Origin of the sequence: Prochlorococcus sp. MIT 1306 (assembly GCF_047304515.1) — a bacterium.
GTDB classification, from domain to species: Bacteria; Cyanobacteriota; Cyanobacteriia; order PCC-6307; family Cyanobiaceae; genus Prochlorococcus; species Prochlorococcus marinus_D.
In genome coordinates this window covers 2,256,710-2,273,670 of sequence record NZ_CP138959.1, presented here as the reverse complement: position 1 = coordinate 2,273,670, position 16,961 = coordinate 2,256,710, and the positions used below count along the sequence as shown (strand labels likewise).

Here is a 16,961-nt window from a genome sequence, read left to right as displayed (position 1 = left end):
GACTCCCTTGCTATTGATTGATGCCTCATGGGGCGAGATGCCGCCAAGGTCAAGGATCATCGTTTGAGTAAGCAGCTGAATCTGAGTGGTGGCTCATTGGAGGATGTGATTCGCGTGCGAGGTGCGCGTCAGCACAACCTCAAGAACGTTGATATCACCCTTCCACGCAACAAGCTGGTGGTTTTAACCGGAGTAAGTGGAAGCGGAAAGAGCTCTTTAGCGTTTGACACGATTTTTGCTGAGGGTCAGCGTCGCTACGTCGAGAGTCTTTCCGCTTATGCCCGTCAGTTTTTGGGTCAGGTTGATAAGCCTGATGTCGATGCTATCGAGGGGTTGTCACCGGCGATTTCCATTGATCAGAAGTCGACGAGTCACAATCCTCGTTCAACCGTTGGAACGGTCACGGAAATTCAGGATTATTTGCGCTTGCTATTCGGACGTGCTGGAGAACCGCACTGTCCGCAATGTGATCGGCTAATCCGGCCTCAGACCATCGATGAGATGGTGGATCAGATCCTAATTTTGCCTGAAGGAACGCGTTATCAATTGTTGGCACCGTTGGTTCGTGGAAAGAAGGGTACTCACGCCAAATTGTTGAGTGGCCTTGCGGCAGAGGGATTTGCGAGGGTTCGGATTAATGCAGAGGTTAGAGAGCTTGCCGACAACATTGAATTGGACAAGAACCATCTGCACAGTATTGAGGTTGTGGTTGATCGTCTGGTGGCTCGGGAAGGGATTCAGGAACGATTAACTGATTCATTGCGTACCACTTTGATGCGCGGTGATGGCCTTGCTTTGGTGGAGGTTGTACCTAAAGCTGATCAAGCTCTCCCCGAGGGTGTGGAGCGTGAGCGGCTCTATTCCGAGAATTTTGCATGTCCAGTGCATGGGGCGGTGATTGAGGAACTTTCTCCCCGGCTATTTTCGTTTAATAGCCCTTATGGTGCTTGTTCTGATTGTCATGGCATCGGCCATCTTCGTAAGTTCACTTTAGAACGGGTTGTGCCTGATCCCTCCCTGCCTGTTTATGCCGCTGTGGCGCCTTGGAGTGATAAGGACAACAGCTATTACTTCTCATTGCTGTATTCAGTTGGTGAGGCCTTTGGTTTTGAAATTAAAACGCCATGGAAGAACTTAACGGCAGATCAGCAACATGTATTGCTTTATGGAAGTTCTGAGCCGATTCAGATTCAGGCTGATAGCCGCTATAAAAAGAGTACAGGTTATATGAGACCTTTTGAGGGTATTTTGCCCATCTTGGAAAGACAATTGCGTGATGCAAGTGGCGAGTCTGTTAAACAGAAACTTGAGAAGTTTCTTGAGTTGGTCCCTTGTGGAAGTTGTGGTGGGAAGAGATTGCGTGCAGAAGCTCTGGCGGTGAAGGTGGGTCCTTATCGGATTACTGAGCTCACTTCTATCAGCGTGGCGCTGACTCTTGAACGCATCGAAAAGCTTATGGGCGTTGGAGCAGCCAATGGATCTGAGCCTTTGCTCAATTCACGTCAGATCCAGATCGGTGATTTGGTCTTGCGGGAGATTCGTATGCGTCTTCGCTTTCTTCTTGATGTTGGGCTCGAATATCTCAGCTTGGATCGACCCGCGATGACCTTATCTGGCGGTGAGGCTCAGAGGATTCGTTTGGCGACACAGATCGGCGCTGGTCTTACGGGTGTGCTTTATGTGCTTGATGAACCAAGCATTGGTTTGCATCAGCGGGACAATGATCGTCTGTTAGCCACGCTCAGGCGTTTAAGGGATCTGGGTAACACTTTAATAGTGGTAGAACACGATGAGGACACCATTCGCGCCGCTGACCATCTTGTCGATATTGGTCCAGGCGCAGGGGTGCATGGGGGTCATATTGTTGTTGAAGGATCTTTGGATCATCTGTTGATGGCTGAAGAATCTTTGACAGGTGCATATCTCAGTGGCCGCCGCTCTATTCCTACACCTAGAGAGAGGAGAGAAGGAAGCAGTCGCAGGCTTCGTTTGATTGATTGTGATCGCAATAATCTTAAAAATCTCACCGTAGATTTTCCTTTAGGGCGCCTCGTTGCGGTCACAGGAGTCAGTGGTAGTGGTAAGAGCACTTTGGTGAATGAGTTACTTCATCCTGCCTTAGATCACAGTTTGGGTTTGAAGGTGCCTTTCCCTCAAGGCTTGGGCGAGTTGCGAGGTGTCAATGCGATCGACAAGGTGATCGTGATTGACCAGTCTCCAATCGGCCGTACACCGCGCTCTAATCCAGCCACCTACACCGGTGCGTTTGATCCGATTCGTCAGGTATTTGCTGCTTCCGTTGAGGCAAAGGCTCGTGGTTATCAGGTTGGTCAGTTTAGTTTCAATGTGAAAGGTGGTCGCTGTGAGGCTTGTCGTGGTCAAGGGGTGAATGTGATTGAAATGAACTTTTTGCCAGATGTTTATGTTCAGTGCGATGTCTGCAAAGGTGCTCGATTTAATCGGGAGACCTTACAGGTCACTTACAAGGGCCACACCATTGCAGATGTTTTGCAGATGACGGTTGAGCAGGCTGCAGAGGTTTTTTCTGCTATTCCCCAGGCGGCTGATCGATTGCGCACGTTGGTTGATGTGGGACTGGGATATGTGAAGTTAGGTCAGCCTGCGCCCACGCTTTCAGGTGGTGAAGCTCAACGTGTGAAGCTTGCTACCGAGCTCTCAAAGCGCGCTACTGGCAAAACCCTTTATTTGATTGATGAACCAACCACTGGCCTCAGTTTTTACGACGTGCATAAGTTGATGGATGTTATGCAGCGTCTTGTTGATAAAGGCAATTCAATTATCGTGATAGAACACAACTTGGATGTAATTCGTTGTTCTGATTGGATTATTGATCTTGGCCCTGAAGGAGGAGATTGTGGTGGCGATCTTCTGGTCACGGGGACTCCAGAACAGGTTGCATCCCATCCCACTAGCCATACGGGGCATTATCTCAAGAAGGTGTTAGCGAAGCATCCTCCTGAGACTGTGTCTGTTGCAGCTTGATGATGTTTTTTCGTTCCCGTCTTTGGCTGTTTGCAATCAGTTTTGGAGCGGGGCTTGGACTTTTTCCAAGCTCTGCTCCTGCACTTGAACGCTTGGTGTTTGATCTGCCTGTACTGGAAAGTCAGATTGATTTTGAGCTTGGCGCTGCTCAGAGCGCAGGCGATCTAATTGATGCCAATCCCGATTTTGTGGAGTTGGATCGGGCTACGGATGGTGCTTTTGAGCGACTTCTCAATCAGGTCTTTAATGCTCCCCTGCCAGCGCAGATTGAGAAGGTGATTGAGAAGTCTGTCGGGCAGCCTCTTTTGGAGCAGGCTCTGATCGCCGTATCCAAGTTGGTTCAAGTTGAGGGGCTGCCCCAAGACACCAGTGGAAGGATGTTGCTTGAGGCGCTTTCGCGTGCTTCCAAGAGTGGTCAGCCAACTGTGCTTGGTTTGTTGCGACAAATCCCTGGTCAAGCTGCATCCATCAACTTGTCGAAATTGGCCAGCTATGTCTCACGGCTTCAACGCAATCAGCTAGCAGCAAATCTGCTTGTGGAGAAAGAGGCTTCTGTTCAGATTAAAACTGGATTACGCATGCCGCTTAGCGGGTTGTGGTTAAGTCAGCAAGTTGATTTTCAGGCTTCCCATCGCTCGAAACCGATACGGGTGGTGGTGATAGAACCAAAGTCTCGCTCAAATGGTCGCTTGGTGGTCATTTCACATGGGCTTTGGGAGTCTCCGAGAGATCTTCAGGGTTGGGCTGAATATCTTTCTGCTAACGGTTATACGGTGTTGCTCCCGGAGCATCAGGGCAGTGATGCTGATCAGCAGAAGGCGATGTTGGCGGGTGATCAACCTCCGCCGGGACCTCAAGAGTTGCGTCTTCGTGCGATGGATGTGACTGCGATGCTCTCTGCTGTGGAGTCAGGTGGTTTGTTGTCAAGACTTTCCCTCAATACAGATGAGGTCGCTGTTGTTGGTCATTCATGGGGGGCGACTACAGCGATTCAATTGGCTGGGGCACGCTCAACGGATGTGAAGCTCTCTGCTCGTTGTCATAACCAGGATGACCCTGAGCGCAATATCAGCTGGATACTGCAGTGCAGTTGGCTTTCCAAAATGAATGAGTCTTCTGTTGAAGACTCACGGGTCAAGGCAGTTGTGGCGGTGAGTCCGCCGTTACGTCTTCTATTTGATCCAAGGAGAACTTCAGTTTTGACAGCCAAGGTTTTGTTGGTTAGTGGCACTCGTGATTGGGTCGTGCCTCCGGTGCCTGAGGCTCTGGTGCCCATGCGTGATAGTGGTGCTTTGGAGTTTGGCCATCGCTTGGTGCTTGCCCAAGATGGTGGTCACTTCAACTTGATGGCACCTGCAAATCAGCTTCAGCCGGCCACTTTGGCGCCCCTCATTCTTGCTTGGATTAATGAACAGCTTGCAAATCCTGGTGTTGTCACCTTTAGTGGCGGCGGTTGGGGTGATGCTGTGCATCCTTTAGTGGATGTGACTGATGCGGCTCTGAACCTGTATCGCTGAGGCTTTTTGGCCTGGCTTGTTGCGAGCAAGAGGCTTCATTATTCTGTCTTTGAGGTTTGTATTTCTCAACGATTCGTTCTAGGATTTTTCTTTTTAAAAGAGAAAACACATAGAGGGAATATATTGTTGTCGTTTCTAGTGAGCTGGGAGGTTTGGTTCTCATCCTTTCTTTAGGCTTATGAGGATGGAAGTTCCTTGATTATTTCTTGATGGCCATCCGCATCTGGATGGTTTCGTTGATCGCCTTGGAGGCATCAGATGGGTTTGAGATTGCTTCATCTGCATCTTCATGGACTGTTTCGATCTCACGACTTGGAATTGGGTCGCGATGCTGATACAGGAGGCCAGGCTCTTTATGTGCTCGAGCTTGTCAGGGGCCTGGCTGCGCGTTCGGAAATTGAGCAGGTTGAGGTGGTTACCCGCTTAATTCATGATCGTCGTGTTTCTACTGACTATGCCAATCCCATTGAGGATATTGCTCCTGGGGCCAAGATCATCAGGCTGCCTTTTGGACCAAGACGATATTTGCGCAAGGAGTTGTTTTGGCCCTATTTGGATGATTTAGCGGATCAGACCGTTAGCCATCTCCAGCAGCAAGAACATCTTCCTGATTGGATTCATGCTCATTACGCCGATGCAGGCTATGTGGGAGCCCTTGTGAGTCGCAGGCTGGGTGTTCCCTTGGTGTTTACAGGTCATTCCTTGGGCAGGGAAAAGTTGCGGCGTCTGTTGGGAGTTGGTGGAGACCATGAACAGATCGAGCAAACATATGCCATTGGTCAACGCATTGATGCTGAAGAGTTCACTCTTGCTCATTGCAGTTTGGTGATTACGAGTACTCGCCAGGAAATTGATCATCAATACGCTCGCTATGGGCGTTTTGTTCCGGAGCAAGCGGAGGTGGTGCCTCCCGGCGTTGATTCCATTCGCTTCCATCCACTCCAATCTTCTAGTGAAACGGATGTTGTTGATGGATTGCTCGCGCCCTTTTTGAGGAAACCTTCTTTACCTCCTCTTTTGGCCATTTCCAGAGCTGTGCGTCGTAAGAATATTCCTTTTTTGGTGGAGGCTTACGGCCGCTCGCCTGTGTTGCGTCAACGGCATAATCTTGTGCTTGTACTCGGCTGTCGGGATGATCCTCGTCAGTTGGAGAAGCAACAGCGGGAGGTGTTCCAGCAGGTTTTTGATCTCGTGGATCGTTACGACCTCTATGGCCGGGTGGCTTATCCCAAACAGCACCGTCGTGATCAGATCCCAGCGATTTACCGATGGGCAGCCTTGCATCGTGGTTTGTTTGTGAATCCAGCGCTTACCGAGCCCTTTGGGCTCACTTTGCTTGAAGCGGCGGCCTGTGGCTTGCCGATGGTGGCGACTGATGACGGTGGTCCACGCGACATCCTTGCTCGTTGTGACAACGGCTTGTTGGTTGACGTTACTGATCTGGAGGCACTTCAGGATGTAATGGAGCAGGCTGGTTCAGACGCAGATCAGTGGCGTCTTTGGAGTGATAACGGGATTGAGGCGGTCAGTCGGCATTTCAGTTGGGATGCTCATGTTTGCCATTACTTGGCATTGATGAAGCAACGTCTTGAATTGTCTCAGCCACGAATCTGGGCCACAGATAAAGAGTGTCTGGGCAGTCCACTGGGGCAGAGTTTGTTGTTGCTTGATCTTGATAGTTCTCTCGAAGAACCCGAGGCAGAGGGTTTGGCTTCGCTGCGGGAGGGATTGGAATCCATTGGCTCTGGCGATGCGCATGGTCTGGGAGTATTGACGGGTCGTTCTGTGCAGGCTGCAAAAAAGCGTTATGCAGAGCTGAATCTTCCTTCTCCTCGGGTTTGGATTAGTCGCGCGGGTACTGAAATCCATTACGGATTGGAGGATCAGTCGGATCGCTTTTGGCAGGCCCATATCGACGTTGATTGGCGGCGACAGGCAGTGGTGTCTGCTTTAGCTGATCTCAAGGACCATTTGACGCTTCAGGACGATCAGGAGCAGGGTCCTCACAAGGTGAGTTATCTATTGAAAGAGCATGGTGAGGCGATTTTGCCACTCGTCCGTCAGCGTTTAAGGCAAAGGAGTCAGGCGGCACGTCCTCATTTGCGTTGTCATTGGTTTTTGGATGTGGTGCCTTTGCGAGCTTCCCGAAGCGAAGCCATTCGCTATCTCTCTCTTCGTTGGGGATTACCTCTTGAGCAGATTTTGGTTGTTGCCAGTCAACAGGGCGATGCTGAATTGGTAAGGGGATTGACTGCTTCAGTAGTCCTTGCAGAGCATGATCCTTGTCTGGATGGTTTGCGACATCAGCAACGAGTGTTTTTTGCTAGCAGCCCGCATTTGTTTGGACTTTTAGATGGCTTAAATCACTATCGGTTTTTCTGAAAGTCTTAACTGACACTCTTGCCCTTTATTACCTGGATGGATGCGGCGGCTCGATCAGCTTTAGAGCGAACTGCTTCCAGAGACTTGCCTTTGGCTAAAGCAACCCCCATGCGACGCCCTGGTCGAGCATTGGGTTTGCCGAACAGTAATATCTGGGTGTCAATTTCTGAGAGGGCTTTCTCCACTCCTTTGTAGGAAATGGATGAGAGATTGTCTTTTGCCAGGATCACCCTGCTTGCTGCTGCATCTGCAGTTTGAATGGTAGGAATAGGTAATTTCAGCACTGCGCGCAGGTGTAATTCGAATTCACTAAGGTTTTGGCTGATTAGGGTGACAAGTCCGGTGTCATGAGGCCTTGGTGATAGTTCAGAGAAAATTACTTCATTGCCACATAGAAAGAACTCCACCCCGAACAATCCCACACCACCAAGATTTTCGGTAATAGTCAGAGCCATTGATTGGGCTTGCTTGAGTTGTTCAGTAGAGAGTTCTGCTGGTTGCCAGCTGCATTGATAATCTCCTCCAATTTGTTCATGCCCGATTGGTTCGCAGAAGAGGGTGGAGCCATCCTCTTGGCGAATTGTGAGCAAGGTAATTTCTAGATCAAAGTGAAGGAACTCTTCCACGATGACTCGCGGTGAGTTGCCTCGGGACCCTGCCATAGCGGCTTGCCAGGCTTGCCGAAGGCCTTCAGGATTGCTAACCACACTTTGGCCTTTGCCGGAGGAGCTCATGACTGGTTTGACCACCACTGGCCAGCCCAGGGGCTCAGCTGCATGTCTGAGTTCTTCGGCACTGCCGGCATAAGCAAATTTTGGGGTCAGTAGAGCCAATTCTTCGCTGGCGAGATCTCTGATTCGATCGCGATTCATTGTTACGGCTGTGGCTCGGGCCGTAGGGATCACTGTGATTCCTTCGTTTTCAAGCTCTGCCAGTGCATTGACTGCCAATGCTTCGATCTCTGGAATGACTACATCCGGTTGGTGATGCCTGATGATGGCTGTGAGGGCTTCTGAATTGTTCATGTCCAGAACCTCTGCTTGGTCTGCTACTTGCATGGCCGGGGCTCCGGAGTATCGATCACAGGCGATGACATGGCAGCCCAACCGTTGAGCGGCGATTGTTATTTCTTTGCCGAGTTCTCCGCTGCCAAGTAACAGCAAGGTTTTTGGTAAGACAGTCATCATGAAGGTGTTGATGATGAGTTGATCTTCGCGCTCGGCTGGTTAGGGGAATTGCCTTAAAAGTGGTATTTGAGATCCCTTTACATTTTGAGATCAGGGATCAGCGTGAGCTGTCGAAAGGCTGGTTCTTCGCTGATGAACCCCCAGGCTTCGAATACACCGGGATCAGGATGAGTGATGCGTTGTTTTTTCATGTTCTGTTCCAGCCGAAAGCCTTCTCGGGCCATGCGTCGCATCAGACTTGCAGCCTCTTCGAAACGGGAAGCCATGGCTTCAAGGCTTGCGCAGTCGCTTGTGAGACCAGCCTCTTTCCAAGTGAAGTAACTCATTTTTTTAATACACCAGATTGATGGTGATGACGACTGGGTGTTTGAAGCTTCGAGGTTCCGCAGACCACATTTGCTATTGGGTTGGTATGGATTTTTCTCGTTGGTAGTTTTTCTGTCTCAACAGTTCAATCATTATCGGCGCACAAACCTGCCCGATCGAGAGAGGTTGTTCTCAATAAGCGCGACACAATTGAGAATTGCTGGCCTTTGCCCCCATTGGCTTTGTTTGCACCAGCAAAACGCTCACTTTGCCTGATAAGACTTGGATTTTAGTGAGTTAAGGATGCTGCTCCGTGAAGTGCTTTCGGGGGTGTGTGCTTGATAAGTCTCAAAGGAAGCAAGGCCAATGTGTAAACAAGGAACGGGATGTAGAACTTTGGATCTTCACGTGTGTGTCCAACGTAGGTGAGCAGAAAGACGGTCCAAAGCCAGTGGCTGCCAATCAAATGAAGTCTCTTCCAATTTTTCATACCCATCCATTGCTGGGCTTGATCAGTGGAAGTCAAGGCCATCAGGAAAATAAACACATAACCAATACCACCGAAAATCCACTTTCCCATCGGCTGATCTTCGAGAAAAGGTTCTGGGAAGTTCAAAGAGATCAACACAATCAGGATGAGGTGAATGAAGTGCGAGGCTGCAAAGCTCAGTCCGATGTAGCGCCTGTTGTGAAGAGTCCAGGTCGTAAAAGGTGTTTTCCAGAGGGAATAGACACTCGATGCGGTAAAGGCAATGGAGAAGAGAAATAGAGAACTTCTGCCGGTGTAATCAATGCCTGCGGTGATCGTTTCGGCACTCCATCCGCTCAAAACGAAAAAGATGGTAAGCATCAGAAGGATCATGCCAGCGACCCAAGCAGTGATATTCCAGCCCTGTAGTTTCATGATCTTCATTTCGGTATTGATATTCTGAAACTGATACGAGTTGCTTGCAAGAAGTGAGTTTAAAAGTGCATCTTTATTTCTTATAGAAGTAACTCATGCCAGCACTTATGCAGTGGGGCGTAATAGCAGACCTAGTAGCACTAAGCCTCCAGTGCTCAACCAAAATCTTCGCACCACCATTTGCTCGTCGGCACCTCCGATTTCATAGTGGTGGTGAAGCGGCGCCATACGGAACACGCGTCGTCCAACTCCGTCAGGTCCTTTGGTGGCTTTGAAAACCCATACCTGAATAATCACAGAAAGGGATTCAGCCAAGAACACACCACCCATGATCAATAGCGGCCAGAGGCTGTTGGAGAGGATTGCGACTCCACTCAAGGCGGCCCCCATTGCTAGTGAGCCTGTGTCGCCCATGAACACCTGGGCTGGGTTGCGGTTGTGCATCAGGAAACCGAGCCAGGCCCCTGCCATTGCCATGCAGAAGCCTGCCAGTACAGGATTGCCATCATTACCTCTGAGCATCAGTTGCACGGCTAGCCCAGTGAAGACAAGCGCCCCGCAGCCACTGGCTAGCCCATCGAGTCCGTCGGTGAGATTGGTGGCGTTGCTTTCCGCTAGGAACACGAACAGTGCTAGTGGCCAGATCATGAATCCCATCTGGATGGACATGCCAAGGGGCAGGGCGATGCTGGAGTCGATCCAGTGTTGCCAGCCCGCCCAAGCGAGAAAGATCAGGCCGGCTGCGGTTTGAAGTAGAAGTTTTCCCCGAGGGGTAAGACCAGTGTTGGTTCCGCGCGTGAGACTGCGCCAGTCGTCGAAGCCACCGATCACCATGTAAGCCAGGGTGATGCATGACAGAGCTAGCAGTTGCTCGCTGCTTTCGCCATTCACACTGACGAAACTTCCGATGATGAGCCCCACTGGCACGACTAGCAGCCCACCCATGGTTGGTGTGCCAGATTTGCGCTGATGAGTCTGTGGTCCGTCTTCTCGAATCACTTGCCCCATTTTTAGGGCCCTTAACTTCGGGATGCCCCAGCTTGCGATCAGCACTGAAATCAGTGTTGAAATCATCAACGGCAAGCTGAGCAGACTGTTGGCTATGAAGCGGTCCGATGTGAAGCTTGCAGCAAAGATAACGATCCCGAGCAAGCTTGCGGACGTTGTCCCTTTAGTCCACCACCTTTGTGTATCCGTATCAGCCAATGGCTTCGGAGAGTTGCTCACGTCAGGGCTTGATTGGCGGTGCGTAATGAAGTGAGCAGGCTTCTTCGGTTTGAGAAAATGGCTATTCTTCCCAGTTTTCTTCTGTTTGTTCGTCGTCGGCTTTGTAATCTTCTTTCTCTCCCATCAAGGCCGAAAGCTCCTCTTCCTCTACTGTGCTGACCTCTGGTGAGGTGGATTCTTCATCGGCGACTAGCCTTCCACTTGCTTCGAGCCAACTCAGCAGATCTGGTTCTTCGCGTAGGGGCAAAACAGGGGCAGGTTCTGTTCTTCTATAGCGCGTAAGAGCAGGGTTGATGCCGTCGAGTGCGCTCAGGTTGATCGTATCGAGGGCGCTCATTTGTGAGGACATAGACCAATCAGCCAACATAGTTCATTGACTTCCTTTGATCAGGTGTTTTTTTCTTCCAAGCTGATCTTGATGGTTTTTGCCTGGGGCTTGGCCTTACTACTCAGCTTTGGCTTGCGGTTTTGGGGTCTGTTGCATCCTGAGCCTTTTGTAATTCGGCCCCTCCTGGTGGCGTTGTTGCTCTTTGCTCCTGCGGTTGGCCTCGGTATTTGGGTCATGCGGGAGGGATTTCCTACGACTGATTCCGGGTCTTTGGTCAACGGGAAGGGAGAATCTTTGAATTGTGATTCGGAGTCCAGTTGATGGGGCGTGCGAAGAAGGTGGTGCTTGCTTATTCCGGTGGTGTTGATACCAGCGTTTGCATCCCATATCTCAAGCATGAATGGGGGGTAGACGAGGTGATCACCTTTGCTGCCGATTTAGGTCAGGGCGATGAGCTTGATCCCATCCGCCTTAAGGCTCTTGATGCTGGTGCTAGTCAGTCTCTGGTGGGAGATTTGATAGAGCCTTTTGTAGAAGAGTTTGCTTTGCCGGCGATTCGTGCCAATGCTCTTTATGAAGGTCGTTATCCACTGTCTACGGCTTTAGCTCGCCCCCTGATTGCTCGTCGGTTGGTAGAGGTTGCCAGGGAGGTCGGGGCCGATGCGGTTGCTCATGGCTGTACGGGTAAAGGCAACGATCAGGTGCGTTTTGATTTGGCCATTGCAGCACTAGCACCTGATCTCAAGGTGCTAACTCCCGCTCGGGAATGGAGCATGAGCAGAGAGGAGGCGATCGCCTATGGCGAACGTTGTGGGATCCCTGCCCCCGTGAGTAAGAAATCGCCTTATTCGATTGATCTGAATCTGTTGGGTCGAAGTATTGAAGCGGGTCCTCTTGAAGATCCGATGGTGGCTCCGCCCGAGGAGGTCTTTGCCATGACCTCCTCGATTGACGCTGCACCCTCTCAGGCTCAGGACATTGAGATCAGATTTGAAGCTGGTAATCCTGTGGCTATTGATGGGGTGCGACTTGATTCGGTGGGTTTGATCAAGGAGGCGAATCGTCTTGCTGGACGGCATGGTTTCGGTCGCCTTGACATCATTGAGAATCGGGTGGTTGGTATCAAGAGTCGGGAGATTTATGAAACTCCAGGGTTACTTTTATTGATTCGTGCTCATCAGGAATTGGAGAGTTTGACACTTGCTGCGGATGTGTTGCGCATGAAGCGTCAATTGGAGATGCAATGGGCTGAGCTGGTCTATCAGGGTCTTTGGTTTTCCCCTTTGAAGGATGCTCTGGATGGATTCATGGAGCGCACTCAGATTTATGTGAATGGCTTGGTGCGGATTCGTCTCCATAAAGGCAATGCCATGGTGATTGGCCGGAGCTCTGACACCAACAGCTTGTATATATCTGAGATGGCTACCTATGGCAGCGAGGACAACTTTGACCACAGGGCTGCTGAAGGATTTATCTACATCTGGGGACTTCCAAGTCGCCTTTGGGCAGCAGCTCGGCGAGGCTAAGTTGTGATCTTTTGATTAGTTTTCTTGTGGAGATTGTCCTCTGCCTCCAAGCCATCTTGTGCGAAGCAGGGAAGGCACTTTTAATGTGTGAGGCTCCTCAAGCATGATTGACTCTGTTTGAATAGCAGAGTTTTGAGTATGCGTGATTAGGCGATAGCGCTCTAGTAGGGGGATGAGTCGTTGTTGAAATTTTCGTTCGAAAATATCAGGGAGTTCCTTTAGGAGGGCTTCGTATTCCTGAACTTGCTCCTTAAGGTCTTTGATTTGACTTTTAAGTAGTTCTTGTTGGTCATAAGGATTGTCTTTGCAGTTAGATCTGATCTCAGCCTTGGTTAGCAGCAACTTGCCTGTTGATTGTCGCCATTGTTGGATGGCATCACGTCTGGTTATTTTTTTATTTTCTTGTTGTGTTTCCTGTTTCTTCCAAATTGGAAGAGGGCTTTGATGGTCTTGATGGGCAGCGCGCATGGCAGAAAGCTAACGCCAAGCAGCTTTTTCAACAATGGTGTTGATCAGGCTTCTACGGCTGCGGCTTCCTGCTGTTCTACTGGCTCAGGTTCACTCCCTGGGACGATTCTGGGAGCGGGTAGAGGACCTTCCTGCTTCACAGTTAGGTAGCGAATCACGTCTTCACTGAGACGCATGGCTTTTTCCAGCACGGCCACTTGTTGTCCATTGCCGTTGTGGCTTAGCTGCACATAGATGCCTTCCTTGTGATTTGAGATTGGATAGGCCAGGCGTCGCTTGCCACGCATTTGATTGTCGAGGACCTCTGCCCCTGCTTCAGTCACCATCTCGCGGTACTTGGTGACATGGGTTTCTACTTCCTCTTCCGGGATGTCCGGCCGGAGGATGTACATGGTTTCGTAATAAGGTTGTTGACTCATCAGTTGTTCCGACAGGGACTTAAAGGCTCACGGCAGTGAGCGACGGAGCGACCAGCCTATCTCTTTGTGGTCATTGTTTTAGGAGAGCTGCATGCGAACGGCTTGGCTGATACCTGGCAGGTCTGGTTCACGTCCTCTTAGGCATTCGATGAGGGCGAAAATCACGATGGCAAGCATTGCTACCAGCACAGTGCTGGTTAGCGTGCGCAGCATGAAAGCACCACTAAGAGGTTGTAGAAGGATTTGGAAGGCATAGCCCAGCAGTACGACAACAATGTCTACTAGTAGTGCTTGCAGTGTGTTGAAGCGAAGAAAATAGGGAACTTTAGGGTTCCTTACAACGGCAAGAAAGAGCAAGAAAAATATTAGAAGACTTCCGAACGGGATCCCTTGTTCCAGGATCATGAAGGGTAGGGCTGGAAGTGCAAGCAATTCAAGCAATGGAAATTGCACAAATAAACTTCGCCCAAATGGAATGGTGTCGCTCCAAGGGAGCATGTAAATCAGCACTCCCAGCAATCGTTGCCAGATAGGGATCAGCATGGGGGTCAGATCACTGCTATGACGCTAAACCGTGAGCCAGCCCAGAGCAGCTTTTCTCATCTCTTCGACAGGCACCTGGTTGTTGCCGCTCCAGAGCCTTAGAGAGGCAGCGCCTTGTTGAACAAGCATTTCGAGGCCATCTATGCAATGGCAGCCATGTTCAGTTCCTAAGGTCAGCCAGGCGGTTGGTTTTGGTGTGTAAATAAGGTCATAGAGAGTTGTCTTTGGGCTTAGGTTTTGCCAAATGTTCTTCCCCAGGGGCATTGGCGCTCTAGGAGTTGATGTTTCTGAACGGTTTTGGGACATGCCTACTGGTGTGGTGTTGACCACCAGATCGGCTTTGGTTAGCTGTTCAACCAGAGCAGGGTCCTGTTGGAGAATTCCTTGCAAGAGCACTTGGCAATCAGATTCGGAGCTGGCTGGGTTGGGCTGGAGATCATCGAGAAATCTCTTCAGCGCATCAGATCGGCGGCCAACCACCATGATTTGAGCCAATTTTAAATCTTGCAGACCTGCAACGACTGCGCGGGCGCTACCACCGCAACCGAGCACGACGGCACGACGCCCATGCCACTCGCACTTGCTTTCTTGAAGGGGTGCAATAAAACCGGCCACGTCTGTGTTGGTGCCTGTCCAGCCGCCGTCGACATGAGGGATCAGAGTGTTGACGGCTTTAAGTCGTTTTGCTAGTGGGCTGAGCTCTCGACAGGTTTTGGCCACGTCTTGTTTGTGGGGGATGGTGATGTTCAGGCCAAGGCAGTTGATTGAACGCAGAGCGCAGAGCACATTGGCCAGATCGTTGGTTTCGCAGGGCATGGCCATGTAGCACCAGTCGAGATTCATTGCAGTGAGGGCTGCGTTTTGCATCACTGGTGAGAGGGAATGGTGCACTGGTTGGCCGAGCAGGCCTATTAGGGAGGTTGTGCCGCTAATCATTCCCATTGCTTGATCGGTTCTGTGCCCAGCCTGCCGGGCGAGCTGTTCGGGAACCACACCTCGCCTCTAAGTGGCCTCACTGCCGAGGATGCACCTGTTCAAGACAGAGATCTTTAGGAGGTCGGCACGAATGGGAAAGGTTGTTGGCATTGACCTTGGAACCACGAACAGTTGTGTCGCCGTAATGGAGGGTGGCAAGCCCGTCGTGATTGCTAACGCTGAAGGGTTTAGAACAACTCCCTCCGTGGTCGCGTATACCAAAAATCAGGATCAATTGGTTGGCCAGATCGCCAAGCGCCAAGCGGTGATGAACACTGATAACACCTTTTATTCAGCGAAGCGCTTCGTTGGTCGTCGGGTTGATGAGGTGAACGAAGAATCGAAGGAAGTGAGTTATGAGGTTGAGAAGTCTGGCTCTAATGTGAGGTTGAAGTGCCCGGTTCTTGATAAGCAGTTTTCTCCTGAGGAAGTAAGTGCTCAGGTGTTGCGCAAGTTAGCTGAGGACGCTGGTAAGTATCTCGGTGAGAACGTAACCCAGGCAGTGATCACGGTGCCTGCCTATTTTAATGATTCACAGAGACAGGCCACCAAAGACGCCGGCAAGATAGCTGGCTTAGAGGTGCTACGCATCATTAACGAGCCAACCGCGGCTGCGTTGGCGTATGGCCTCGATAAGAAGAGCAATGAGCGAATTCTGGTGTTTGACCTGGGTGGTGGAACCTTTGATGTTTCTGTGCTCGAGGTAGGTGATGGTGTTTTTGAGGTTCTATCTACCTCTGGTGACACTCATCTAGGCGGAGATGATTTCGACAAAGTGATTGTTGATCATCTGGCTGCAACTTTTAAGGCCAATGAAGGTATTGATCTGCGTCAGGATAAGCAGGCTCTTCAGCGGCTCACTGAGGCGGCAGAGAAAGCCAAGATCGAGCTTTCCAGTGCTACGCAAAGTGAGATCAACCTGCCATTTATTACTGCTACCTCTGAGGGGCCTAAGCATCTCGATCTAACCCTGACACGTGCCAAATTTGAGGAATTGGCTTCAAAGCTGATTGATCGTTGTCGTGTACCTGTGGAGCAGGCTCTTAAGGACGCCAAACTCTCTTCTGGTGAACTTGACGAAATCGTGATGGTGGGCGGCTCCAGCCGCATGCCTGCAGTTCAGGAACTTGTTAAGAGGGTTACGGGTAAAGATCCCAATCAGACTGTCAATCCTGATGAGGTTGTTGCAGTAGGCGCTGCCATACAGGGCGGGGTATTGGCTGGTGAAGTTAAGGACATCTTGCTGCTTGACGTCACTCCTCTCTCCTTGGGTGTGGAGACTCTTGGTGGTGTGATGACCAAGATGATTACGCGTAATACGACTGTTCCTACGAAGAAGTCGGAAACGTATTCCACGGCGGTTGATGGACAAACCAATGTGGAGATTCACGTGCTTCAGGGTGAACGTGAGATGGCCTCTGATAATAAGAGCTTGGGAACATTCCGTCTTGATGGAATTCCTCCTGCCCCTCGTGGTGTTCCTCAGATTGAGGTGACTTTTGATATCGATGCTAACGGTATCCTTAGTGTTAATGCCAAGGATAAGGGTAGCGGTAAGGAGCAAAGTATTTCGATTACTGGTGCTTCAACCCTCTCTGAAAATGAGGTTGAGAAGATGGTTAAGGATGCTGAGACCAATGCCTCAGCTGATAAAGAAAAGCGTGAGCGCATTGACATTAAGAACCAGGCTGAGACTCTTGTTTATCAGGCGGAAAAGCAGCTCGGAGAGTTGGCTGACAAGGTTGATGCTGATTCAAAGGCAAAGGTGGAAGATAAGCGCGTCAAGCTTAAGGCTGCCATTGAGAAAGATGACTTTGATGCGATGAAGTCACAATTGGAGGAACTGCAGCAGGAGCTTTATACCTTGGGCGCTTCTGTTTATCAGCAGGCGGGTGCTGCCGCGGCAGAATCCGGCGCTGATGCTGGCGCGGCTGGTGCTGGTGCTGGTGATTCCAGTAGTGGTGATGATGTGATTGACGCAGAATTTACTGAGTCGAAGTGATTGGATAGTTAGCTTGTTGATGCCATAAAGTATCATTTGTATGCTTCTCAATAGTCATAAAGTAGTCTTGGTCAACATTGGCCTTACTTTTGATATATGGTTAGCCTATATGGCATGAATGCTTGTATCTTTTCAGTGGCTAAGAATGGATCAAGCAACGAAGGATTGTTTAGG

Annotated in this window: 15 protein-coding genes; 6 read left to right on the top strand and 9 right to left on the bottom strand. The window is 50.3% G+C overall.

The window, feature by feature from the left end; genetic code table 11:
* Window positions 1-27 precede the first annotated feature (27 nt).
* From uvrA to SIB74_RS11340, 3 genes are all read left to right on the top strand, one after another.
* Entirely contained in the window at window positions 28-3,003 is a 2,976-nt protein-coding gene (uvrA, locus tag SIB74_RS11350; protein WP_063396553.1) for an excinuclease ABC subunit UvrA, read from the top strand.
* Window positions 3,003-4,520, top strand: a complete 1,518-nt coding sequence (locus tag SIB74_RS11345; RefSeq protein ID WP_063396554.1) for an alpha/beta hydrolase family protein — start codon at window positions 3,003-3,005, stop codon at window positions 4,518-4,520. The genes uvrA and SIB74_RS11345 overlap by 1 nt, the downstream gene beginning before the upstream one ends.
* A gap of 258 nt (window positions 4,521-4,778) precedes the next feature.
* A complete protein-coding gene (locus SIB74_RS11340) occupies window positions 4,779-6,902 on the top strand; it encodes an HAD family hydrolase (protein WP_063396555.1) in 2,124 nt (707 codons plus the stop codon).
* 5 nt (window positions 6,903-6,907) lie between these two features.
* Here the strand turns inward: SIB74_RS11340 and purT are convergent, their stop codons facing one another.
* The 5 genes from purT to SIB74_RS11315 form a co-directional block, all read right to left on the bottom strand.
* Window positions 6,908-8,086, bottom strand: a complete 1,179-nt coding sequence (gene purT, locus SIB74_RS11335; RefSeq protein WP_063396556.1) for a formate-dependent phosphoribosylglycinamide formyltransferase — start codon at window positions 8,084-8,086, stop codon at window positions 6,908-6,910.
* A gap of 80 nt (window positions 8,087-8,166) precedes the next feature.
* Entirely contained in the window at window positions 8,167-8,415 is a 249-nt protein-coding gene (locus SIB74_RS11330; protein ID WP_063396557.1) for a hypothetical protein, read from the bottom strand.
* 269 nt (window positions 8,416-8,684) lie between these two features.
* The gene (locus tag SIB74_RS11325; RefSeq protein WP_369818046.1) at window positions 8,685-9,299 is read right to left on the bottom strand and encodes a hypothetical protein; all 615 of its coding nucleotides are present in this window, start codon (window positions 9,297-9,299) and stop codon (window positions 8,685-8,687) included.
* Window positions 9,300-9,404: 105 nt separating this feature from the next.
* A complete protein-coding gene (gene mraY / locus SIB74_RS11320; protein WP_063396559.1) occupies window positions 9,405-10,526 on the bottom strand; it encodes a phospho-N-acetylmuramoyl-pentapeptide-transferase in 1,122 nt (373 codons plus the stop codon).
* Window positions 10,527-10,587: 61 nt separating this feature from the next.
* A complete protein-coding gene (locus SIB74_RS11315; RefSeq protein WP_041374996.1) occupies window positions 10,588-10,863 on the bottom strand; it encodes a DUF3134 domain-containing protein in 276 nt (91 codons plus the stop codon).
* Between the two features lie 81 nt (window positions 10,864-10,944).
* Between SIB74_RS11315 and SIB74_RS11310 the strand changes: the two genes are divergently transcribed.
* Both SIB74_RS11310 and SIB74_RS11305 read left to right on the top strand, forming a co-directional pair.
* The gene (locus SIB74_RS11310) at window positions 10,945-11,175 is read left to right on the top strand and encodes a hypothetical protein (protein WP_231906121.1); all 231 of its coding nucleotides are present in this window, start codon (window positions 10,945-10,947) and stop codon (window positions 11,173-11,175) included.
* Window positions 11,175-12,380, top strand: a complete 1,206-nt coding sequence (locus tag SIB74_RS11305) for an argininosuccinate synthase (RefSeq protein WP_063396561.1) — start codon at window positions 11,175-11,177, stop codon at window positions 12,378-12,380. The genes SIB74_RS11310 and SIB74_RS11305 overlap by 1 nt, the downstream gene beginning before the upstream one ends.
* Window positions 12,381-12,395: 15 nt before the next feature.
* Here SIB74_RS11305 and SIB74_RS11300 read toward each other — a convergent pair whose 3' ends face one another.
* The 4 genes from SIB74_RS11300 to SIB74_RS11285 all read right to left on the bottom strand — a co-directional run bounded on the left by SIB74_RS11300 (window position 12,396) and on the right by SIB74_RS11285 (window position 14,746).
* Window positions 12,396-12,848: a DUF5320 domain-containing protein gene (locus SIB74_RS11300; RefSeq protein ID WP_063396562.1), complete on the bottom strand. Its 453-nt coding sequence runs from the start codon at window positions 12,846-12,848 to the stop codon at window positions 12,396-12,398.
* A gap of 44 nt (window positions 12,849-12,892) precedes the next feature.
* Window positions 12,893-13,267: a 30S ribosomal protein S6 gene (rpsF, locus tag SIB74_RS11295; RefSeq protein ID WP_011827575.1), complete on the bottom strand. Its 375-nt coding sequence runs from the start codon at window positions 13,265-13,267 to the stop codon at window positions 12,893-12,895.
* Window positions 13,268-13,345: 78 nt separating this feature from the next.
* Complete coding sequence (locus tag SIB74_RS11290) at window positions 13,346-13,810, bottom strand: Tic20 family protein (RefSeq protein ID WP_011827574.1); 465 nt, start codon at window positions 13,808-13,810, stop codon at window positions 13,346-13,348.
* Window positions 13,811-13,834: 24 nt separating this feature from the next.
* The gene (locus SIB74_RS11285; protein WP_041375294.1) at window positions 13,835-14,746 is read right to left on the bottom strand and encodes a shikimate dehydrogenase; all 912 of its coding nucleotides are present in this window, start codon (window positions 14,744-14,746) and stop codon (window positions 13,835-13,837) included.
* Between the two features lie 130 nt (window positions 14,747-14,876).
* Between SIB74_RS11285 and dnaK the strand changes: the two genes are divergently transcribed.
* Complete coding sequence (gene dnaK / locus SIB74_RS11280) at window positions 14,877-16,787, top strand: molecular chaperone DnaK (RefSeq protein ID WP_063396563.1); 1,911 nt, start codon at window positions 14,877-14,879, stop codon at window positions 16,785-16,787.
* The last annotated feature ends 174 nt before the right edge of the window (window positions 16,788-16,961 follow it).